A 20,171-nucleotide genomic window follows, 5' to 3' on the forward strand; every position below is an offset into this window, starting at 1 on the left:
CCCATCCTCCCGTGGCGGAGGCGGCAAGAAGTACGCGGGACGGAAAAACGCCAGGCGCCGCCACCCCACGCGATGCCCATGCTTGAGATGGACGCAGTATGGACGTGGACGCAGCCAAACGCTCGGCCCAGATGGGTTCCCCTTGTCTCCGGCAGGGGTGTGATGCGCCAGCAGGTACGCACAGTGAAGTGATCGACACATGGTGTGATGTGGTCCTCGGTGTTGCCAGGCGTGCAACGGAAAGGAACGAGCGCTGATGCGCGAGATCCTCGGAAGGCGACGCAGGCTCCTGTCCAGGCGAAACAATGGGAGGACTGAGGTGCTCGGCGCGGCCGTGACCTTCGCGACCGAATGGCGGTGGCCCGTACTCCCGGGCGTGGCGGCGGACCCGCAGGGGCGCGCCGGCTGCGGGTGCCCCGACCCGGAGTGCACGGTGCCCGGTGCCCATCCCTTCGATCCCGGTCTCCTCGCGGCCACCACCGACGAGCGGATGGTGCGCTGGTGGTGGACCAAGCGGCCGTCGGCTCCCGTCGTGCTGGCCACCGGAGGCAAGGCCCCCTGCGCGGTCAGCCTGCCCGCCCTCGCGGCGGCCCGCGCCCTGGACGCCCTCGACCGCAAGGGCATGCGCCTCGGCCCGGTCGTCGCGGCGCCCACGCGCTGGGCGATCCTCGTCGCCCCGTACTCCATGGAGCAGCTCGGCGAGCTGCTCTACGCCAAGGACTTCGTTCCCGGCTCCCTCCGCTTCCACGGCGACGGCGGCTATATCGCGCTGCCGCCGTCCGAGACCGGCCAGGGCCAGATCCGCTGGGAGCGCGCTCCGCTGCCCGGTTCGGCCGCCCCCTGGGTGCCCGATGTCGAGGCCGTGGTGGACGCCGTGGTCGAGGCGCTCACTCGTACGGGTGTGAGCGCGCCCGAGTTGTAGGGGCGCCCGGCGCGCGGTGAACCGCGCGCCCGCCCCCGCTCGTTATCTTCCCCTTTATGCAGCGTCATTCTGGGGGACACGGAGCCTCATCGCCGCGACGCGGCGGGCCGGACCCCCGAAGAGCTCGCCTGCTCGCCCTCGTGGGCGCCCTCGCGGTCGCGGTGGCCCTTCAGCTGGCCGCGGCATCCGCGGGGTCTGTCGGCGACCTCTACGACATCCATGACGGCTCTGTGACCGTACGCGCGTCCGAAGGGGGCGGCTCCGAACGCGGGGGCTCCGCGCCCGACGATTCCGCGCCCGACGATTCCGCGCCCGACGACAAGGGGGCGGCGGCTCCCGCGCCCACACGCTCGCCCCGGCTGCTCGGTCTCGGTGTCGCCACCGCCGCCCGGTGCGGACCCGAACTCACCTCGCCCGAGGGCATCGAGGCGCAGACCTGTGTTCTCACGCAGGGTGAGGAGACCTGGGCGCGCACCTACTACCGCAACGCGACCGGCGACGAGCTGAGTTCCGTACTGAGCCTCATGGGTCCTGATGGCCGCACGGTGCAGATGAACTGCGCGGTGGGCGCGGAGGACGATCCGGGAGTGTGCGAGACGCCCAGGGAGCGTGTGACGGGGGGCGTGGGGGCGTACACGGCGGTCGCGGAGTTCGCGAAGGGCGCCGGGGCCCGCGGGCCGCTGCTGCTGCGCTCGGGCAGCAACTCGGAGCCTGAGCAAGGCAGTTGACGCCGTACGGGCTGTCGCGCAGGGGACGTACGAGATTCCGCGCATGGAAAGACCCGGTTGCTGGCGACGGGGGATGCACCAGCAACCGGGCTACTCGAACCGTAACAAGAGATCGGCGGTTCGCAAATTCGATCTCGGCTATTCGGACACGGATTTACCTGTCACAACGGGGAGTTGTGACAGGAGTCACCCGTTCCGGGAGGCGCCGACCAGCTGACCGGTCGGTCAGTTCTCTCCCTGTGTGTCAGCTGAGGGTCACCTGTCGGTTGGTGAGGCCGCCGCGCGCCCGGCGCTCCTCCGCGGTGAGCGGTGCGTCCGTGGCCAGAGCGGTGGCGAGGCGCTCGGCGAACTCGGCCGCCGGCTTCTCGATGTCGTCCGCCGTGACGCCCGTCGGCAGGTCCCAGACCGGCACCGTGAGCCCGTGCGCGCGGAAGGAGCCGACCAGCCGCGTGCCCTCCCCGAGGTTCGACCGGCCGGCCGCGTGCAGCCGTGCCAGCGCGTCCAGAAGCTGCTCTTCCGGATGCGGCATGACCCACCGCAGGTGGTTCTTGTCGGGGGTCTCGCACCAGTAGGCGGCGTCGACTCCGGTGAGCTTCACGGTCGGGATGGCGGCGGCGTTGGCCCGCTCCAGGGAGGCGGCCACCTCCGGCGTCGCGTTCTCCGCGTCCGGGACCCAGAACTCGAAGCCGGTGTGCACAACTGGCTCGAACGCGCCTTCGGGGTCGAGCAGATCCTGCAGCCGCGGACCGTCGGCCGGGGCGCGCCGGCCCTCGACCGGAGTGCCGGGCTTCGCCGTGAGCGCGCGCTGGAGGGTGTCGGCCAGATCGCGGCTGATGTCACCGGACGCCGTGTCGTTCTGCAGGCCGAGCAGGACCGAGCCGTCGTCGCGGCGCAGCGCGGGCCACGCCATCGGCAGGACGGTGGCGAGCGTGACCGACGGGACGCCCTCGGGGAGGTCCTCCTTGAGCTTCAGCTCGACCGTCGCGGCGGGCACCAGCTCGCGCAGCGCGACCCAGTCGCACTCGCCCGACAGGCCCTCGAAGGGGCGGTGCACCAACTCGGTCACGGCGTGCGCGGCCGCTCGGCCGTGACAGGCCTTGTAGCGGCGGCCACTGCCACAGGGGCAGGGCTCGCGTGCGCCGACAACCGGAACGTGCCCATCAGCGCCTGCGGCGCGGGCCCCGTCTTTCAGCTGAGGCTGCTTGGCCTTCGTCTGGGGTCGCTTCTTGGCCATCGTGGGTGTCTCCCGATCACGGCTCGTCTCGTACGGGCGCGAGCCTAGCCGTTCGTACGGGGGCCGACGGGACCCTGTGGACAACGCACCGAGTCCTCGCGGAACCGGTGGTTCATCCGTGTGTGCCTGCGGCGGTCTGCGCCTGCCTCGGATTGCGTGTGCCTCGGCCGGTGCCTGCCGCGGTCCGCGTCTGCCGCAATCGGCGTGTACCCCACTCGGTGTCTGTCCCACCTGGTGTCTGTCCCACCCGGTGTCTGTCCCCTCCGGCGTCCGTCTCAGTCCAGTTCGTCGAAGGCGTCCGCGAAGTCGAGGTCGGGTATCCCGGATACGGTTGGTGACGCGACGCGCGTAGCGAAATCGTCGCGACGGCGCGCGATTTCCAGGTCGTCCTGGACGACGACCCACACCGTGACCTCGCCGCGGGCGTCGTCCCGTACGCCCCAGTCCTTGGCCAGCGCCGTGATGATGTTCAGCCCGCGGCCGCCGTGTGCGGTGACCGAGGGCGTGGCCGGAACCGGACGGGTCGGACCGCCGCCGTCGGTCACCTCGACGATGAGCCTTCCGGACGGATCGACGCGCCACGCCGCGCGGACGTCGCCGTCCCCGACCTGGGCGTTGCCCAGGGGTCTGCCATGCCGGCAAGCGTTGCTGAGTAGTTCGGAAAGGATCAGTACGGCGTCGTCGATGACCGCTTCCGCTATGCCACCGGAACGGAGCTGATCTCGCATCCGGTGTCTCGCTTTCCCCACGCCCGCAGGGCCATGGGGTACGGCCATGCTCGACGACGTGGGCACGTCCTGTGCCACCACCAACGCCACCCCCGAGACCTCCTTTGCCCACGCCACGGTGTGGATGCCCCTTTGGACTGGACCGGAAACCGGCCAATCCACGCCTGCTGACGCACTCGTAACGATCGAATACGGAACGAACGCGCCGGTGCACTCCCTGTAATCGCGTGGCTTGAATTCGACTGGCGGATTCCGAGGTTGCCGGTGGATTCCCGGGGTGAGGAGGGTGGCTCCCTCTAGGGGGCGGCGAGATCAGCGGCCCAGCTGGCGCAGCACCGCGCGCGGGCGGTTGGTGATGATGGCGTCGATGCCCAGCTCAACGCAGAGATCGACGTCCTCGGGCTCGTTCACGGTCCAGACGTGCACCTGGTGTCCGGCTCGTTTCAGCCGTTCGATGTAGGCGGGGTGAGTGCGTACGATCCGCATCGAGGGGCCCGCGATCCGGACACCCGCGGGCAGCCGTCCGTCGCGCAGCCGGGGTGTGAGGAACTGCAGCAGATAGACCGTGGGCAAGTTCGGGGACGCGGCCCGGACGCGGTGCAGTGAGCGCGCCGAGAAGCTCATGACGCGTACGGCGGACTCGGCGGCGGACTCGGGAGCGTCCAGGCCGAAACGCTTCAGCAGGAGCAGCAGCCGCTCCTCGACCTGGCCCGCCCAGCGGGTCGGGTGCTTCGTCTCGACGGCCAGCTCGACGCGGCGGCCCGCGTCGGCGACGAGTTCGAGCAGCCGCTCCAGGGTGAGGACGGAGGTGTCCTCCCGGTCCCCGGGGCCGTACTCCCAGTCAGGGGCCTCGTCGTGCCCCCTCCAGGAGCCGAAGTCCAGAGCGGCGAGCTCGGCGAGCTCCAGGGCCGAGACCGCACCGCGACCGTTGGACGTCCGGTTGATGCGGCGGTCGTGGACGCAGACAAGATGGCCGTCCGCGGTCAGCCGTACATCGCACTCGAGGGCGTCCGCACCGTCCTCGATCGCTTTCTTGTACGCGGCCAGCGTGTGCTCGGGGGCCTCTTCGGAGGCTCCACGGTGGGCGACGACCTGAATCGGATGCTGTCGTGCGAGGGTCACCGCGTCATGGTGCCACCGTCGCACGGGTAGGCGTGAGGCCGGAGAGGTCGGTATTTTGTCTATTTCAACCGACAGGTCCGTTGTAAACGGTGGCCCTGGACCCACAGCCACCGCTTATGGTGCTCTGACGTCCGGTGGGAAAAGCTGACGGAGTACAAAAGCACATGCACAGCTGAATCGCGCCGGACCGTCGACAAGCGTGAATGCGCGTGACCGAGCGTGACCGAGAAACAACAGCCGTGGATCGAGGAGAAGAGCTGTGAGCACCGAGAACGAGGGCACCGCGGTACCCCCGGCCCCGTCCGCACCTCCTGTGCCGGTGGAAACTCCCGCTGCTTCCGCGCAGAACGCCGCGCCCGAGGGGAGCGCACCGACCGCCCCGATCCCGGTGGTGCCCCCGAGCGCCCCCGGTGCGCCGGAGCAGGCGCCGGCGCACCCGGAGCAGTCGGCGTACGCGTCCGCCGCGCACGGCCAGGGTGCCGACCCGTACGGTCAGGGCGCCGGGACCCCCGGCTCCGCCGCCGAGGCGGGCTGGCCTCCTCCGCCGCCGCCCACCCCTTCGTACGCGGACGGCGGTGGCTCGGGCTCCGGAGGCTGGGGCTCCTCCTACCAGCAGCCCACGCCGAAGCCGAAGAAGGGACGTGGCGGTCTGGTCGCCGCGACCCTGGTGGCCGCGCTGGTCGCGGGCGGCGTCGGCGGCGGCATCGGCTACTCACTGGCCAAGAACAACGACGGCTCCACCGACTCGACGACGGTCTCCGCCCCGAGCACCAGCGGCGATGTGAAGCGCGCCGCGGGCACGGTCGCGAACGTGGCCGCCAGGGCGCTGCCGAGCACCGTCACCATCGAGGCCGAGAGCGTCAACGGTGAGGGCGGCACGGGCACCGGCTTCGTCTTCGACAAGCAGGGCCACATCCTCACCAACAACCACGTCGTCGCGGACGCGGTCGACGGCGGCAAGCTCAACGCGACCTTCCCCGACGGCAAGAAGTACGACGCCGAAGTGGTCGGCCACGCACAGGGTTACGACGTCGCGGTCATCAAGCTCAAGGACGCCCCGTCGGACCTGAAGCCGCTCGCCCTGGGCGACTCCGACAAGGTGGCCGTCGGCGACTCCACGATCGCGATCGGCGCCCCCTTCGGCCTGTCCGACACGGTGACCACGGGCATCATCAGCGCCAAGAACCGCCCGGTCGCCTCCAGCGACGGCAGCTCCAGCAGCAAGGCCTCGTACATGAGCGCCCTGCAGACGGATGCCTCGATCAACCCGGGCAACTCCGGTGGCCCTCTCCTTGACGCGCAGGGCGCGGTCATCGGCATCAACTCGGCGATTCAGTCGTCGAGCAACGGCGGCCTCGGCGGCACCAGCCAGTCCGGCTCCATCGGCCTGGGCTTCGCGATCCCGATCAACCAGGCGAAGAATGTCGCCCAGCAGCTGATCAGGACGGGCGAGCCGGTCTACCCGGTGATCGGCGCGTCGGTCTCCCTCGAGGAGGGCACCGGCGGCGCGAAGATCACCGAACAGGGCGCGAGCGGCTCCGACGCGGTCACCTCCGGCGGCCCCGCCGACAAGGCCGGCCTCAAGCCCGGCGACGTCATCACCAAGCTCGACGACCACGTGATCGACAGCGGCCCGACCCTCATCGGTGAGATCTGGACCCATCAGCCGGGCGACACGGTCAAGCTCACCTACACGCGCGACGGCAAGCCCCACACCGTAGACGTCACCCTGGGACAGCGCGAGGGCGACAGCTGACCCTGAGTGGCCCAGATGGCGAGCGATAGCAGTCCCGCAGGGCCCTTCCGTCCAACGTGACGGGAGGGCCCTGGCCATCGAACTCCACCCGAGCAGGTGCCGACCTCACCCAAGGATCCGGCCGGAGTATTACTGCGGTTGAACTCGCGGTGGCGGGCCCGGCGATCATCCGGCACTCATGATCAGCCCGGTCTCGGTGAGGCAGCCGTCGATCAGTTCCGGGCGGTACTGGATCTTCTTGAGCTTGCGCTTCATGATGCGGGACAGGTGGTCGAGGTTGGCGGCGGCGAAGTCGGCCAGGCCACGCTTGACCAGCGACCAGATGCCCTCCTGCGGATTGAGCTCAGGAGCGTACGACGGCAACTGGAACACCGTCAGCCACTCCTCGTTCTCCATGAAGAACAGCGCGAGCTCGTCGACCAGGTGGACGTTGAGATTGTCCCAGACCCAGACCACGGGGGCCTTGAGCTGGTTGTGCGCCACGACGATCAGGTCGCGGTAGTCCTGCCATCCGAAGCTCTTCGCCTCGCCCTTCCGCCCCCGGTACATGTGCAACCGGTAGAACAGGCGGGATCGTTCGCCGCTCTTGTAGCAGACCACGCCCGCCACGGAGACCCGTCCCCGGTTCGAGCCACGCACTCGCACCTGCGGTGTCCGACCTCTCGGTGCCCACGTGTGCCCCTTCGGCGGCCTCAGCCCCTGTCCTGCCTCGTCCTCGAAGCAGATGTAGGCGTCCTGGGCCGCCGCGGTGGCTTTACCGTCTCCCACACCTCGCTCCGCCACCGCTCGACACTCGCGTCGTCCCGCTCCAGCGCCCGCCGGGCCGGCACCTGCGGGGACCACCCGTGCCGTCGCATCAGCTTCCAGACCCCCTGCACCGTGTACTCCACCAGGAACAACCGGATGATCAGCGCACGGATCCGCACCAGCGTCCAGCCCTGCTCCTCATCCCACCCGTGCGCCAGGGTGCCGCGCTCCAACTCCCGCACGAGACGCTCCCATTGAGCAGGGCTCAAAAGCTCCACGCACATCGGCCCCTTCGACCGCAGCGCCTCCGCCCCGCCCTCACGCCACGTTCTGCGCCACTTCTCCACCTGGCGCTCCCCGACCCGAAGCTCACGCGCGACGTCCCTGGTCTTCTCCCCCCGCGCGAACCGCTCCGCGGCCTCCAGCCTCAGCTGTTCACGAGCAGCCTGCTTCTTCGGTGTCAGCCCGCCTCCCTGCGCGTACCTCATAGCTCCGGCATACCGCAACGATCATGAAACGTCAGATCCCCACCCGCCACTGCGAGTTCAACCGCAGTAGGCATGCATTCGGAGTTCCTTACGTTTTGGAATTCCGCTGTGCATGAGCCCCTTTCCGGATTTGGTACTTGGAGGAGACCTGGCCAACAAGTTCCCAGAAGCACACCAGGGCGGTGATCGGTGGAATTCCGAGCGTCACGAATGCCAGCAGTGAGCGGGACGAGTGGCTGACGCACAGGGCAACCGCCATGGCCGAGGCCACGATGAGGACGCCCCAGGAGCGGAGCGCACGCTGGCGTTGAACGGTCGCCCGCAAAATTGAGAGAGCCGCCACGAACCACGGCCCGTACACCGTGAGCGGCCACCATTGCGCCAGTTTCGCGGGCAGCACGAACTCGGCGATCGTGCGGAGTTGGCCGTAGGTATAGATAGTGGACCAGCTGAGCAGGGAGCACGCACACACTGCGATAGCGGCGAAGAGGATCGTGACCTGCGTGATGCGATGACCGCCAATATGGAAATTCGGCTGTTCCTGCATTCGCCGCCGTTCGCTTCTGCCGAGTGGTCGGTCCAGGGGGGCGGGAGCCGGTTCCGGGGCCGATGCTGTGGACAGCATCTGAGCCAGTTCCTCGTCCAGGTTCCATCCGTTCAATGTGACGTCTGGCGCCGTGCTGTCCCAGGGCTGCTCGGCAGGGATGGGGCTGTCCCAAGGCTGCTGGGCAGGGATGGGGATGCTGTCGTATGGGCTCAGCGTGTCGTGCTCTGTTCTCAGGGGGTACTGCGGGCTGTAAAAGTGTGCCCCATCGTTATACCTGTCCATCTGGGATTCCTCCGTGCCCCTCGTTCAGGATGTTCCGTCTAGAGCACGGGCCCCGGACCGTGTCACCGGCGCGGCGTCAGCTCCGCCAGGCCAATCGCGGGCTGCTCGCAGGTATTCAGTTTCAATATTCCTGATCTCGTTCAGGAAATCATCCAATAGGTCTGAGTAGTTGCCGCTGCCGGTCAGTGCATGGATCTTTCCGCTCGGCGGAAAGATCATTTCTCCGCAACCGTCTGTCGCTGCCACGCCCGCATAACGAGCGCGGTCGGAAAGGGGGCTGTCCGGCGATCGGGTGATCAAAATGCACGAAAGAGCTATCCCGGATGCACGATTCGCACGCTTGACCGATGAAAGTGCGGAACGGGCAGAAGGCAAGATCATTACACAAGTGGGTCAGAGCCCACGGGCAGCAGGGGCACCCCACATGGGACGCCCCATGAGCCGGATTACCGCCTACTCGTCGGCGTACTCGTCGATCGCGTCGAGGGTCTGTTGGATCTGCTGGTCGGCCCTCGCTTGGTTGCGATGAATGGCCTTGGCAGAGAAGCGGAACAGGACTGCGATGCTGTGGCCAGCCCGGCGTGAGCCCTCGGACCCCGCAAAGCGCCCGAGGCCGGTACGCTGTACCCGCTCCGCCCCTGGTGGGGGTGGGGCGAAGGGTGGGTTGCCCGAGCGGCCTAAGGGAACGGTCTTGAAAACCGTCGTGGCGCGAGTCACCGTGGGTTCAAATCCCACACCCACCGCGGTACTTCAGCGCAGCTGAAGAGAAGGGGCACCTCGTTCGCGAGGTGCCCCTTCTGCGTGCTCGTGCCCCACGGGTCCCTCTTGTCAGTGCCGGTCCGTATGATCCGGAGGACATGATCTTTGGGCGGCCGATCAGGCTGCCGAAGAACCTGGGGGGGTTCTCATGCGCAAGGGAGCGCTGACCACGGCCGCCATCTGTGCGGTCACCGTTCTTGGCCTCACTGCCCTGGCGCCGGCGGCGAGCGCCGCGCCGACCGTGAGCAAGGGCCGTTTCGCCGACTTCAACGGCGACGGCTATGCGGACCTGTCCATCAGTGCCCACACGGCGATGGTGGGCGACGTCTCGCAGGCCGGTGCCGTCACCGTCGCCTATGGCTCGCCGGCCGGCCTGAAGTACGACACCGCCACAATCCTCAGCAAGGCCACGGACGGCGTCCCGGGCGGCCCCGCGAAGGGCGAGAGATGGCGAGAGGTCAAGAGCTTCGGCGACCTGGATGGTGACGGGTACGACGACCTGGTCGTCCACTGGCTCGAGAAGAACATGATCCTTTGGGGCAGCGAGAACGGAATCACGGGCGCGGGCACCACGCTGCCGGCCGGCAACTACACCTCGACGTCCCCGAAGCTGCTCGGCGGCGGCATCGGGGTGGGCGATGTTAACGGCGACGGGATCGACGACTTCGTCAGCCGTGGCAACAACGGCACCTCCTACGGCGCCTCCGTCCTGCTCGGCCCGCTCGACCGGGCCACGGGCAAGCCGGCGGGTGTGTGGCACCGGGACACCCCGAGCCAGGACGGCGTCGCGACGTCCACGCTCTACGTGGGTGACATGACCGCGGATGGCACCGCCGACATCGTGGTGAGCGGCGAGACTGTGGGCGGCAGCGGCGCGGTGGGAGGAGTGGTGCTCAAGGGCTCCGCCACCGGCTTGGTCAAGGGCAGCGCGTACGCGGGCCCGTACTCGTACCACAGCTTCAGCACCAACAACTATCCCGCCGCCTTCGGTGACCTGAACAAGGACGGCTATCAGGATCTGGTCACCGGATATCCGGGCCAGAGCAAGATCTACGTGGCGTACGGCGGTCCGGACGGCGTCAGCAGAACCGTGAGCACCCGCACCTACACCCAGGCCAGCAGTGGCGTCCCGGGTGCGGACGAGCAAGGCGACAAGTTCGGTACGGCGGTGGCCATCGGCGACACCGACATGGATGGCTACCCGGACGTGGTCGTCGGTGTTTCGCACGAGACGGGATCCGACACGGCGGCCACCATCCACGCGGGTGCGATCACCGTGCTGCGGGGCAGCGCATCCGGGATCACCACCGCAGGCGCCACGTCGTTCACCCAGAACGCCAAGGGCATACCCAGCACCTCGGAGAACGAAGACCACTTCGGTATCGCGAACGCCGTGCTCGACGCCGACGCGGACGGCAGCCCGGAGGTCTACGTCGGCGGCAACGGCGAAGACGCCTACAAAGGCCGGGTCTGGAAGCTCACCACCAGCGCCGCGGGGGTGACCGGCACCGGTGCCACCAGCTTCCACCTGGGCACCCTCGGCGGTCCCAGTGGGGCCAGTAACTTCGGCTACCGCTTCGCGGGCTGATCCGCGCTCCCGGCCGGGGGCGCTGCGGCTCAGTGCCGCGCGGCCCCCGGCCGTTGGCCTGTCATGCGCGCCGCCGACGCGATCGTCGAGCGGGCCTCCCGTTCGGTGAGGCCCGTGCGGACCGCGGCTTCGGCGAGAGGGTCGGTCAGTTGGGGGCCGATGCCGTTCTCGTAGGCGCGGCAGGCGGCCCAGAACAGGCGGGTGTTGCGCTGTCCCTCATGGGCGGCCAGCACGAACTGGACCAGGCCCTGGCCGTGTTGGCCGGTCGTCGTGGGTGTGGGGGGCGTGCGGTGGTGCGTACGGGGCGGGGGCGTGAGCAAACGCAGCAGTTCGCGCGGGCAGGGCGCGGGCGCCAGATGGGCGGTGCCCGGAGCGGTGCCGTACACGCCGTGATCGGTGCGTGAGCCGGGGCCGACGAGGTAGCCGCCGGCGCCGCGGATGTCGATGCCGGGGGCCAGGCGGCTCGCCGAGTTGGGGACGACCACGTCCGGCGGTCCGCTCAGCCAGAGGTGACGGCCGCCGCTGGGGGTGAGGACGACCACCGTCTCCGGGATCGTGAAGAGGTGGCGCAGCGCCATTTCGCGGAGGGCCGCCGAGGAGTCCGTACCGGATTTGGTGTCGAGGTCGATGCCGATGAGGTGGTGGGGGTGCAGTCCGCAGGCGATGCCGTAGCCGGTGGCCCAGGGGGCGGCGGCGAAGAGTTCGCGGATGCGCCGGGGGTCGGTCGAGGCGTCGTACACGCCGTGTCCGAAGTGGCCGCATTCGCCGTGGCAGGGGAGGGGATCGGGGTCGTTCCGGTGGGGGGAGCGCAGGGCCGGGAGCTTCGTTCGGGACAGCGGGATCACCGCCAGTCCGCGCTCGGCTGCGGACAGGGCGTGGGCCAGGGCCAGCGTCGTGGCCTGCCGGTCGATGGTGGCCATGCATCTATGTTCGTACGAGTGTTCGAAAAAAGGAAGGGCTCACCGGACACGCGAGGGCGCGGGATGGGCGTTGAGGGGGATTGGCTGAAAATGTGCCGGAACGCTTCAGCCCTTGCGGCGCCTGGGATTGAGCCGCCTGCCAAGGGTTGAGCAGGGGGTTTGTGGATGTGAAGAGGGTTTATCGACATGTCCTCACGCTTGAGGGCGAATCACGGCTTCCGGGGTGGTTCGCCGGGGATTCCGTGGGCAACTCTGGACTCGCGACGTCGTGAACAACGCCGAGGCGGTCGGCCAACTGCCTGGGAACAAGCCGTATTTCACGTACATCCCGGTTCACGCCGGTGCGTACAACCCGGTTCTGGAGGAATTCACATGGCAAGCATCCGTACCGCCCGCGTCCTCGCCGCCGTCTCGGCCCTGCCCCTCGCCGCCGCCCTCTTCACGGGTGTCGCGGCCGCGGACAACGGCTCCTTCGCGGACGACGGATCGAACGCGGGCGTGGCGACCGTCAGCGGCAGCGGGGTCGGAAACGACAACTACGGCAACTCCTCCACCACTCAGCAGCAGGCGATCGGCTCCGGTGCCTCGAACCAGAGCAACACCGCCCAGGTGAACGGCTCCGCGTTCACGGCCATCGACCAGTCGAACACCGTCATCAACTTCACCGAGCTCTGGTGAGCCGGGGGCCGATGCGCACACATCGGCCCGGAAGCTCCCTTGTGGGGTAGTGCTCTGTGTGGGGGTGTAACGCGTCTGCGCGGCGGTACTTCGGTGCCGCCGCGCAGGTGTGTTTACGGGAGGAGGGCGGGGTGTCGTGTGAGAGGGGCCGGTGACCTTGACAGGGAAGCCGGCCTGACGGGACAGTCGTATATCTGACGGGTAGTCAGAAAGCCTAGTCAGAAAGCCTTCCTTGTCCGTGCGCGGTCCAGGAGGGGCGCGGTTCGTACGAGGTCCGGGAACGTCGCGGCCGTGCTCCTTGCCCCCACCGAGCGCCAGGGACGTGGAGGCCGGTCGACTGGCGCCCGGCGATGCGAGCGGCGTGAAAGTCGTGGGAACCGAATGGGAACCGATCCGGCCGTCGCGGTGTACCAGATGTGTCAGGACATTGTGGGAGCGGATGCACTGGTCCGCTCCAGTTCGCCGGAGGTGTTCGGGGACGGCGAGCTGGAACGGATGAACAGGGCGGCGCAGAGCAACACGTGCTGGGGCGGGGTGAGCGGGTGCAGCGGGAGATTGTGGCAACGAAGCGGCTCGGGACGACGAGGGGGCGGCGGTGAGCGGCGAGAGGGAGGGGCGGGACGCGCGCGACGGCCACGACGGGCGCGACCGTCATGACCAGGGTGACCGGTACGGCGGGCGAGATCGCCGTGCCCCGCGTGACCGGCGCCAAGGGCGTGACGGGCCTGGCGATTGGGCGGGGCGGCTCAAGTCGTTCGAGGGGCGCGCGGCCGCCGTCGCGGGCGTGGGCAAGGACCCGGTCAACGAGCCCATGATCCGGCACTGGTGCGAGGCGATGGGCGACACCAATCCGGCGTACGAGGGTCCGGACGCCGTGGCGCCACCCACCATGCTCCAGGTGTGGGCGATGGGAGGCCTCTCCGGACACGCGGGGCGCTCGGGCGCATACGACGAGCTGCTCGGGCTGCTCGACGACGCCGGGTACACCTCGGTGGTCGCCACCGACAGCGAGCAGGAGTACGTGCGGCCACTGCGCCCAGGGGACGAGATCACCTTCGACACGGTGATCGAGTCGGTCTCCGAGCGCAAGACGACCAAGCTGGGCACGGGGCACTTCGTCACGACGCGGATGGACGTACGGGCGGGAGGCGAGCTCGCGGGGACGCACCGCTTCCGGATCCTCAAGTACGCGCCCGCACACCGGAAACCGAAGGCCAGACGCCCACGCCCGGTGGTCAACCGGGACAACGCAGGATTCTGGGAGGGCGTCGAGCGGCACCGGCTGCTGATCCAGCGGTGCACAGGCTGCCGGGCGCTGAGATTCCCCTGGCTGCCGGGGTGCAACGCGTGCGGCAGTCCGGAGTGGGACACGATCGAGGCGAGCGGCGTGGGCGCCGTCTTCTCGTACGTGGTCATGCACCACCCACCCTTCCCTGCCTTCGACCCTCCCTACGCGGTCGGGCTGATCGAACTCGCCGAGGGCGTACGGATCGTGAGCAATGTGGTCGGGGTGCCGTACGACAAGGTGCGGATCGGGATGCCGGTACGGCTCGAATTCCGGCGGTACGACGATGAGTTGGAACTGCTGGTGTTCCGAGCCGACGACACCCGTGCCATCGGTGCGGTCTCCGCGGTCAGCGGGTCTGGTGCTGCCGACGGTGGCGCGGAGGGTGGTGAGGGCGGACATGGGTGACGGCGTACGAGACGACATGGCGCCGAGGCGAGGGGCTGGCGTACGCGACCCGCGCCCCGACCGCGGCCTGGTGAGACGCGGCGATCGACTGCCACCGTTGGAGATCGAGATCACGCGCACGCTGATCGTCGCCGGCGCCATCGCGTCGCGCGACTACCAGGACGTGCACCACGATGCCGAGCTGGCGAGAGCGAAGGGCTCGCCGGACATCTTCATGAACATCCTGACGACCAACGGGCTGGTCGGGCGGTACGTCACCGATCACTTCGGCCCGGCCGCCGTCCTGCGCAAGGTGGCCATACGGCTCGGCGCGCCCAACTACCCGGGCGACACGATGGTGTTGACCGGCACGGTCGAGGAGGTCGACGGCGACACGGCCACGGTGAAGATCGTCGGGGCCAACGGCGTCGGCAAGCACGTCACCGGCACGGTGACCGTGACAGTCCCGAGCACCGTCCCTGCCGGCGCCCACGTCAGCTCCAGTGCCGACGCCGGCGCCCACGTCAGCGCACCCGCCAGTTCCAGTGCCGGCACCCCCACCTCCGCTCCCACCCCCGCTACCTCCCTCCCCGCAGGAGGCGCCTCGTGAGCGTACGGACGAAGGACGGCCTCGGTGGTAAGGCGGCAGTGGTGGGGATCGGGGCCACTGAGTTCTCCAAGGACTCGGGGCGCAGCGAGCTGCGGCTGGCGGTGGAGGCGGTGCGGGCAGCGCTCGACGACGCCGGGCTGACGCCGGGAGACGTGGACGGGATGGTCACGTTCACGATGGACACCAGCCCGGAGATCACCGTCGCTCAGGCGGCCGGAATGGGTGAGCTGTCCTTCTTCTCGCGGATCCACTACGGGGGCGGGGCGGCCTGCGCGACCGTCCAGCAGGCGGCGCTCGCGGTGGCGACCGGGGTGGCCGACGTGGTGGTCTGCTACCGGGCGTTCAACGAGCGGTCGGGCAGCAGATTCGGCTCGGGGGTACAGCAGCGGGAGCCGTCGGCGGAGGGGGCGGCGCTGGGCTGGTCCCTGCCGTTCGGGCTCCTCACGCCCGCCTCCTGGGTGGCGATGGCGGCCCAGCGCTATCTGCACACGTACGGACTGACACCCGAGGCGTTCGGCCATGTCGCGGTGGTGGACCGGAAGTACGCGGCGACGAACCCGGCGGCGTACTTCCACGGCAGACCGATCACCCTCGCCGAGCACGCGGCCTCGCGGTGGATCGTCGAGCCGCTGCGGTTGCTGGACTGCTGTCAGGAGACGGACGGCGGCCAGGCACTGGTGGTCACCTCGGTGGAGCGGGCCCGCGATCTGCCGCATCCCCCCGCGGTGATCACGGCGGCGGCCCAGGGTGCGGGCCGGGCGCAGGAGCAGATGACCAGTTTCTACCGGGACGATCTGACGGGGCTGCCGGAAATGGGCGTGGTGGCCCGTCAGTTGTGGCGGACGGCCGGGCTGACTCCGGCGGACATCGACGTGGGGATTCTGTACGACCACTTCACGCCGTTCGTGCTGATGCAGTTGGAGGAGTTCGGGTTCTGCAAGCCGGGGGAGGCCGCGGACTTCGTCGCAGAGGAGCGGCTGCCGTTGAACACACATGGAGGACAGCTCGGGGAGGCGTATCTGCACGGGATGAACGGATTGGCGGAAGCGGTACGACAGCTGAGGGGCACGTCTGTGAACCAGATACCGGGGGCCGGCCGCGTCCTGGTCACCGCGGGCACGGGGGTTCCCACCTCGGGGGTCATTCTCGGAGCGGACCGGTGAGAAGGCCCGAGAGAGGCTGAGAAGTCCTGAGAACGCCTGACCGACGCCCGGAACTCTGTCCTGCCGCCTGCCGTCGGTACTGCGGCCGCGTACCGCCACGGTAGTCGTCCCTCAGGGATGAACCCTCAGGGTGCAGGCGCCGTTTGTCCACCCTCAGGAGGTGGGGCCTACCCCACTCCTACAACCTGAGGGGGACACCGCTTCGGGACCTGCGGCCGATCCGCCAGAGTAGGGGGCGAACCTAGCGTGGAGCCATGACCACACCCGTCTGCACCAGCGCTTCGAACGCCGCGACGCGGACCCTTCCGTACGCGGCCTACCCCTCGTTCGCGTCTTACGTGAAGGCCCGCCAGCCGGTGCTGTTGCGTACCGCCCGGTCGCTCACAGCGAACCCGAGCGATGCGGAGGACCTGCTGCAGACCGCGCTGACGAAGACGTATGTCGTCTGGGACCGCATCGAGGACCACCGGGCACTGGACGGCTATGTGCGGCGTGCGTTGCTGAACACGCGGACGTCGCAGTGGCGCAAGCGCAAGGTCGACGAGTTCGCGTGCGAGGAGTTGCCGGAGCCGGAGGGGCTGCCCGTATCGGACCCCGCCGAGCAGCAGGCGTTGCACGACGCGATGTGGCGGGCTATCGCGAAGTTGCCGACGCGTCAGCGGGCCATGGTCGTCCTGCGGTACTACGAGGACCTGAGTGAGGCGCAGACGGCAGAGGTGCTCGGGGTCTCCGTCGGGACGGTCAAGTCGGCGGTGTCGCGTGCGCTGGGCAAGCTGCGTGAGGACCCTGAGCTGAGCCTTGTGAGGTAAACCGCACGCGGGCATCGCCCGGCTCCGCCCTGGCTGGGCCCCGCCCAGTCCCAGTTGGCCTCGCCCCGGCTGTCAGCGGAGCCGCCAGGCCGCCGCGCCCTGATCGATCATTCCCCTCCCTAGTGACATACCACTCGGTATGTGCGCAGAATCAGCGCAGCCATTACTGCCGCATAGGCAATGTCGCCGCCCCGGGAGGACGCCGTGCTGAGCACGATGCAGGACGTACCGCTGACTGTGACCCGCATTCTCATGCACGGGGCGCTCGTGCATGGCTCGTCGCAGATCACGACCTGGACCGGGGAAGGCGAGCCGCACCGGCGCAGTTTCCGCGAGGCCGCGGAGCGCGCGAACCAGCTCGCCCACGCGCTGCGTGACGATCTGGGGGTGACGGGCGACGAGCGGGTCGCGACGCTGATGTGGAACAACGCCGAGCATGTCGAGGCGTACTACGCGATCCCCTCCATGGGCGCGGTCCTGCACACGCTCAACCTTCGTCTGCCCGCAGAGCAGTTGACCTTCATCGTCAACCATGCCGCCGATCGTGTGGTCGTCGTCAACGGTTCGCTGCTTCCGCTGCTGGCGTCGCTCCTGCCCCATCTGCCGACCGTCGAGCATGTGGTCGTGTCGGGGCCCGGTGACCGTTCGCTGCTCGACGGCACGTCCGTGCGGGTGCACGAGTACGAGGAGCTGCTCGCCGGGAAGCCGACGACGTACGACTGGCCGGAGCTCGACGAGCGGCAGGCCGCGGCCATGTGCTACACCTCCGGGACCACGGGCGACCCCAAGGGCGTGGTCTACTCGCACCGTTCGATCTACCTGCACTCCATGCAGGTCAACATGGCTCAGTCCATGGGGCTCACCGACCGCGACACGTCCCTCGTCGTGGTGCCGCAGTTCCACGTCAACGCCTGGGGCCTGCCGCACGCGACCTTCATGTCCGGTATCAACATGCTGATGCCGGACCGTTTTCTGCAGCCCGCGCCGATCGCCGAGATGATCGAGAGCGAGCGGCCCACGCACGCCGCCGCGGTCCCCACCATCTGGCAGGGCCTGCTCGCCGAGCTGCACGCCAAGCCCCGTGACGTCTCCTCCCTCACCCAGGTCACCATCGGCGGCTCGGCCTGCCCGCCCTCACTCATGACGGCCTTCGACGAGCTGGGCATGCGGGTCTGCCACGCCTGGGGCATGACCGAGACCTCACCGCTCGGCACCATCGCCCGGCCGCCGGCCCACGCGGTGGGCACGGACGAGGAGGTCGCCTACCGGCTCACCCAGGGCCGCTTCCCCGCCGGCGTCGAGGCCCGCCTCACCGGCCCCAGCGGCGAACGCCTCCCCTGGGACGGCGAGTCCGCGGGCGAGCTGGAGGTCCGCGGCCCCTGGATCGCCGGCGCCTACTACGGCGGCCAGGGCGCCGAACCACTGCGCCCCGCCGACAAGTTCAGTGAGGACGGCTGGCTCAAGACCGGTGACGTCGGCACCATCAGCCCCGACGGCTTCCTCACCCTCACCGACCGCGCCAAGGACGTCATCAAGTCGGGCGGCGAATGGATCTCCTCCGTCGACCTGGAGAACGCCCTCATGTCCCACCCCGACGTCGCCGAGGCCGCCGTAGTCGCCGTCCCCGACGACAAGTGGGGCGAACGCCCCCTGGCCACCGTCGTCCTCAAACAGGGCGCCACGGCCGACTTCGCCACCCTGCGCACCTTCCTCGCCGAAGAAGGCCGGATCGCCAAGTGGCAGCTCCCCGAGCGCTGGACGATCATCGAGTCGGTCCCCAAGACGAGCGTCGGCAAGTTCGACAAGAAGGTACTCCGCAGGCAGTACGCCGAAGGCGCACTGGACGTCACCACGCTCTGACAGCGGCTCGGCGAAGCGATCAGCGCCGACCCGCGTACGCCGCCGGGTGGGACCCCGAACCAAGGGGCGCCCCACCCGGCGTACGCCCAGGTCATCGACGTACGGGCGCCGGAGTCCGACGACGTACGGACGTCGTGGCCCACCCCAGCGCCAGCCACACTCCCGCCACCGCGCACACGCCGCCCCAACCCCAGTGAGTGAACGCGCTGCCCGCCAGTGCCGAGGCGAGCGCGCCGCCCGGCGAAACTGGCGACCACATACGCCGAGTTGGCGGTCGACGGAGTGGATGTGGTCGTCAACGCCAGGGTCTGGTTGGCGACATGGCCCGCCACCAGGGCCACGTGGACCACGACGGCGGCCGCGAACAGTGCCCACAGCACGCTTTCGCCGAGCCAGAACAACGGGACGGACACGGCCGCGAGCAAAGACGCGGACCGTACGACCCTGGCAGCGCCGAACCGGTCGACGAGTCCGCCGGCAAGCGGCGCCACCGCGCTCGCGGTGAGGCCGAAGAGCCCGAAGAGCCCGGCCGTCGCGGTGGACAGCCCGTACCCTCCGTCCCCTGTCAGCAGCAGCGCCAGCGACGTCCACGGCGCGCTCCACGCCCCGAATATGTCGTGCGCGATGAGGGGGAGCAGCGCGGCCGCGAGGTAGATGTTGGCGACCGTGACGGCGGTGCACAGGGCGATGAGCGCGAGGAAGAAAGCGGGGGCCTTCGGCTCCCGTGCCTTCTGAACCTCCTGGATCTTCTGGGCCTCCCGGTCCCCCTGAACGGGGGACCGGATTTCGCGCGGGGCGGCTGACGGCATGGGCGTCGGGACTCCTGGTGGGGGGCGGTTTCACAGCCGGACGGTTCGCTGGTCAGATCAGTAACCAACCATTTGGTTGATAGCGGTTCGAGTCTCCATCGGCACCCGCCACAGTGTTAACCAAATGGTTGGTTACTTATTCCGCTACCCTGCCCCCATGACAGCGAGAGTCAGGGACCCCGAGGCCACCAAGGCCCGGATCTTCGCGGCGGCGGTCGCCGAGTTCGCCCGGTACGGCATCGCGGGCGCCCGTATCGACCGCATCGCGACCGAGGCCAAGGCGAACAAGCAGTTGATCTACGCCTACTTCGGCAACAAGGCGGACCTGTTCGCGCACGTCCTCGGGAAGCGCATGCTCGACCTCGCCATCGCGGTCCCGGTCGACGGCGACGACGTCGAGGGCTGGATGGACCGGCTGATGGACTACCACGCCGCCCACCCCGAACTGCTGCGCCTCCTCTTCTGGGAGGGCATCGAGTACGGCACGGCCGAGCTCCCCGACGAGGCCGGGCGCCAGGAGCACTACACCCGCAAGATCGCCGCCCTCGCCGACGCACAGGCCCGCGGCGTGATCAGCGACGAGATCCCGCCCAACGACCTGCTGTTCCTGCTGGTCGCCCTCGCCGGCTGGTCCACGGCCGTGCCGCAGATGCGCCGCATCCTGATCGGCGGCGGGGACACGGACGGGGAGCGCGTACGGGCGTCGATCCGGGCGGCGGCACGGCGCCTCACCGCCCGGTGACCTCCTT

General features: G+C 69.2%; 16 protein-coding genes, 1 tRNA gene and 3 pseudogenes. 13 read left to right on the top strand and 7 right to left on the bottom strand.

Translation table 11 applies throughout. The features are described 5' to 3' along the window. The first annotated feature begins 256 nt into the window (after nucleotides 1-256). On the top strand, nucleotides 257-922 hold the full coding sequence (locus tag C4B68_RS20450; protein WP_099501965.1) for a bifunctional DNA primase/polymerase: 666 nt from the start codon (nucleotides 257-259) through the stop codon (nucleotides 920-922). Between the two features lie 56 nt (nucleotides 923-978). Further along, complete coding sequence (locus C4B68_RS20455) at nucleotides 979-1,650, top strand: hypothetical protein (protein ID WP_099501964.1); 672 nt, start codon at nucleotides 979-981, stop codon at nucleotides 1,648-1,650. Nucleotides 1,651-1,894: 244 nt separating this feature from the next. On the opposite strand, the gene C4B68_RS20460 is transcribed toward C4B68_RS20455, so the two are convergent. The 3 genes and pseudogenes from C4B68_RS20460 to C4B68_RS20470 all read right to left on the bottom strand — a co-directional run bounded on the left by C4B68_RS20460 (nucleotide 1,895) and on the right by C4B68_RS20470 (nucleotide 4,734). Then, nucleotides 1,895-2,884: a DUF5926 family protein gene (locus C4B68_RS20460; RefSeq protein ID WP_099501963.1), complete on the bottom strand. Its 990-nt coding sequence runs from the start codon at nucleotides 2,882-2,884 to the stop codon at nucleotides 1,895-1,897. A 275-nt stretch (nucleotides 2,885-3,159) separates the two neighbouring features. Continuing rightward, a pseudogene (locus C4B68_RS20465) lies at nucleotides 3,160-3,788 on the bottom strand (ATP-binding protein). A 136-nt stretch (nucleotides 3,789-3,924) separates the two neighbouring features. After that, nucleotides 3,925-4,734: a glycerophosphodiester phosphodiesterase gene (locus tag C4B68_RS20470; RefSeq protein ID WP_099501961.1), complete on the bottom strand. Its 810-nt coding sequence runs from the start codon at nucleotides 4,732-4,734 to the stop codon at nucleotides 3,925-3,927. Nucleotides 4,735-4,993: 259 nt separating this feature from the next. On the opposite strand from C4B68_RS20470, the gene C4B68_RS20475 reads away from it, so the two are divergent. Further along, nucleotides 4,994-6,490 carry a S1C family serine protease gene (locus C4B68_RS20475; protein WP_099501960.1) on the top strand — a complete coding sequence of 499 codons (1,497 nt, stop codon included), beginning with the start codon at nucleotides 4,994-4,996 and terminating at the stop codon, nucleotides 6,488-6,490. Between the two features lie 165 nt (nucleotides 6,491-6,655). Here the strand turns inward: C4B68_RS20475 and C4B68_RS44770 are convergent. Next, nucleotides 6,656-7,725 (bottom strand): IS630 family transposase gene (locus tag C4B68_RS44770; RefSeq protein WP_420824026.1). Its coding sequence is split into 2 segments (ribosomal slippage): nucleotides 6,656-7,258 and nucleotides 7,261-7,725, totalling 1,068 coding nucleotides; the frame shifts between segments, so codons are not numbered across the junction. Nucleotides 7,726-7,813: 88 nt separating this feature from the next. Next, the gene (locus tag C4B68_RS20490) at nucleotides 7,814-8,554 is read right to left on the bottom strand and encodes a DUF2637 domain-containing protein (RefSeq protein WP_240634419.1); all 741 of its coding nucleotides are present in this window, start codon (nucleotides 8,552-8,554) and stop codon (nucleotides 7,814-7,816) included. Nucleotides 8,555-9,212: 658 nt separating this feature from the next. Here C4B68_RS20490 and C4B68_RS20495 point away from each other — a divergent pair. Continuing rightward, nucleotides 9,213-9,297 (top strand) — tRNA-Ser (locus C4B68_RS20495). 164 nt (nucleotides 9,298-9,461) lie between these two features. Continuing rightward, on the top strand, nucleotides 9,462-10,901 hold the full coding sequence (locus tag C4B68_RS20500) for an FG-GAP repeat domain-containing protein (RefSeq protein ID WP_099506313.1): 1,440 nt from the start codon (nucleotides 9,462-9,464) through the stop codon (nucleotides 10,899-10,901). A 29-nt stretch (nucleotides 10,902-10,930) separates the two neighbouring features. Here the strand turns inward: C4B68_RS20500 and C4B68_RS20505 are convergent, their stop codons facing one another. Next, the gene (locus C4B68_RS20505) at nucleotides 10,931-11,821 is read right to left on the bottom strand and encodes a bifunctional DNA primase/polymerase (protein WP_099506314.1); all 891 of its coding nucleotides are present in this window, start codon (nucleotides 11,819-11,821) and stop codon (nucleotides 10,931-10,933) included. Between the two features lie 372 nt (nucleotides 11,822-12,193). On the opposite strand from C4B68_RS20505, the gene C4B68_RS20510 reads away from it, so the two are divergent. From C4B68_RS20510 to C4B68_RS20540, 7 genes and pseudogenes are all read left to right on the top strand, one after another. Further along, complete coding sequence (locus C4B68_RS20510; protein WP_099506315.1) at nucleotides 12,194-12,499, top strand: hypothetical protein; 306 nt, start codon at nucleotides 12,194-12,196, stop codon at nucleotides 12,497-12,499. A 319-nt stretch (nucleotides 12,500-12,818) separates the two neighbouring features. After that, a pseudogene (locus C4B68_RS43380) lies at nucleotides 12,819-13,098 on the top strand (acyl-CoA dehydrogenase family protein); the annotation flags it as partial. A 185-nt stretch (nucleotides 13,099-13,283) separates the two neighbouring features. Beyond that, nucleotides 13,284-14,192: a bifunctional MaoC family dehydratase N-terminal/OB-fold nucleic acid binding domain-containing protein gene (locus tag C4B68_RS20520; protein ID WP_099506352.1), complete on the top strand. Its 909-nt coding sequence runs from the start codon at nucleotides 13,284-13,286 to the stop codon at nucleotides 14,190-14,192. 97 nt (nucleotides 14,193-14,289) lie between these two features. After that, nucleotides 14,290-14,781, top strand: coding sequence for a MaoC/PaaZ C-terminal domain-containing protein (locus tag C4B68_RS20525; protein WP_240634420.1), 492 nt, complete (start codon nucleotides 14,290-14,292; stop codon nucleotides 14,779-14,781). Beyond that, nucleotides 14,778-15,944, top strand: a complete 1,167-nt coding sequence (locus C4B68_RS20530) for a lipid-transfer protein (protein WP_099506316.1) — start codon at nucleotides 14,778-14,780, stop codon at nucleotides 15,942-15,944. Before C4B68_RS20525 ends, C4B68_RS20530 begins: the two co-directional genes overlap by 4 nt. A gap of 254 nt (nucleotides 15,945-16,198) precedes the next feature. Continuing rightward, nucleotides 16,199-16,753 (top strand): SigE family RNA polymerase sigma factor, encoded by a 555-nt coding sequence (locus tag C4B68_RS20535; protein ID WP_099506317.1) that lies wholly within the window; start codon nucleotides 16,199-16,201, stop codon nucleotides 16,751-16,753. A gap of 180 nt (nucleotides 16,754-16,933) precedes the next feature. Beyond that, complete coding sequence (locus tag C4B68_RS20540) at nucleotides 16,934-18,613, top strand: long-chain fatty acid--CoA ligase (RefSeq protein ID WP_099506318.1); 1,680 nt, start codon at nucleotides 16,934-16,936, stop codon at nucleotides 18,611-18,613. Nucleotides 18,614-18,704: 91 nt separating this feature from the next. On the opposite strand, the pseudogene C4B68_RS43385 reads toward C4B68_RS20540, so the two are convergent. Beyond that, nucleotides 18,705-19,227, bottom strand: a pseudogene (locus C4B68_RS43385) (MFS transporter); the annotation flags it as partial. 352 nt (nucleotides 19,228-19,579) lie between these two features. Between C4B68_RS43385 and C4B68_RS20550 the strand changes: the two are divergent. Beyond that, nucleotides 19,580-20,164, top strand: coding sequence for a TetR/AcrR family transcriptional regulator (locus C4B68_RS20550; protein ID WP_099506319.1), 585 nt, complete (start codon nucleotides 19,580-19,582; stop codon nucleotides 20,162-20,164). The last annotated feature ends 7 nt before the right edge of the window (nucleotides 20,165-20,171 follow it).

This window comes from Streptomyces dengpaensis (genome assembly GCF_002946835.1).
In the GTDB taxonomy this organism is placed as follows: domain Bacteria; phylum Actinomycetota; class Actinomycetes; order Streptomycetales; family Streptomycetaceae; genus Streptomyces; species Streptomyces dengpaensis.

Coding starts and splice junctions, on each gene's coding strand:
- C4B68_RS20550 (WP_099506319.1), top strand. CDS start 19,580: ATGACAGCGAGAGTCAGGGACCCCGAGGCCACCAAGGCCCGGATCTTC.
- C4B68_RS20535 (WP_099506317.1), top strand. CDS start 16,199: ATGACCACACCCGTCTGCACCAGCGCTTCGAACGCCGCGACGCGGACC.
- C4B68_RS20500 (WP_099506313.1), top strand. CDS start 9,462: ATGCGCAAGGGAGCGCTGACCACGGCCGCCATCTGTGCGGTCACCGTT.
- C4B68_RS20450 (WP_099501965.1), top strand. CDS start 257: ATGCGCGAGATCCTCGGAAGGCGACGCAGGCTCCTGTCCAGGCGAAAC.
- C4B68_RS20455 (WP_099501964.1), top strand. CDS start 979: ATGCAGCGTCATTCTGGGGGACACGGAGCCTCATCGCCGCGACGCGGC.
- C4B68_RS20460 (WP_099501963.1), bottom strand. CDS start 2,884: ATGGCCAAGAAGCGACCCCAGACGAAGGCCAAGCAGCCTCAGCTGAAA.
- C4B68_RS20540 (WP_099506318.1), top strand. CDS start 16,934: ATGTCGCCGCCCCGGGAGGACGCCGTGCTGAGCACGATGCAGGACGTA.
- C4B68_RS20490 (WP_240634419.1), bottom strand. CDS start 8,554: ATGGACAGGTATAACGATGGGGCACACTTTTACAGCCCGCAGTACCCC.
- C4B68_RS20510 (WP_099506315.1), top strand. CDS start 12,194: ATGGCAAGCATCCGTACCGCCCGCGTCCTCGCCGCCGTCTCGGCCCTG.
- C4B68_RS20505 (WP_099506314.1), bottom strand. CDS start 11,821: ATGGCCACCATCGACCGGCAGGCCACGACGCTGGCCCTGGCCCACGCC.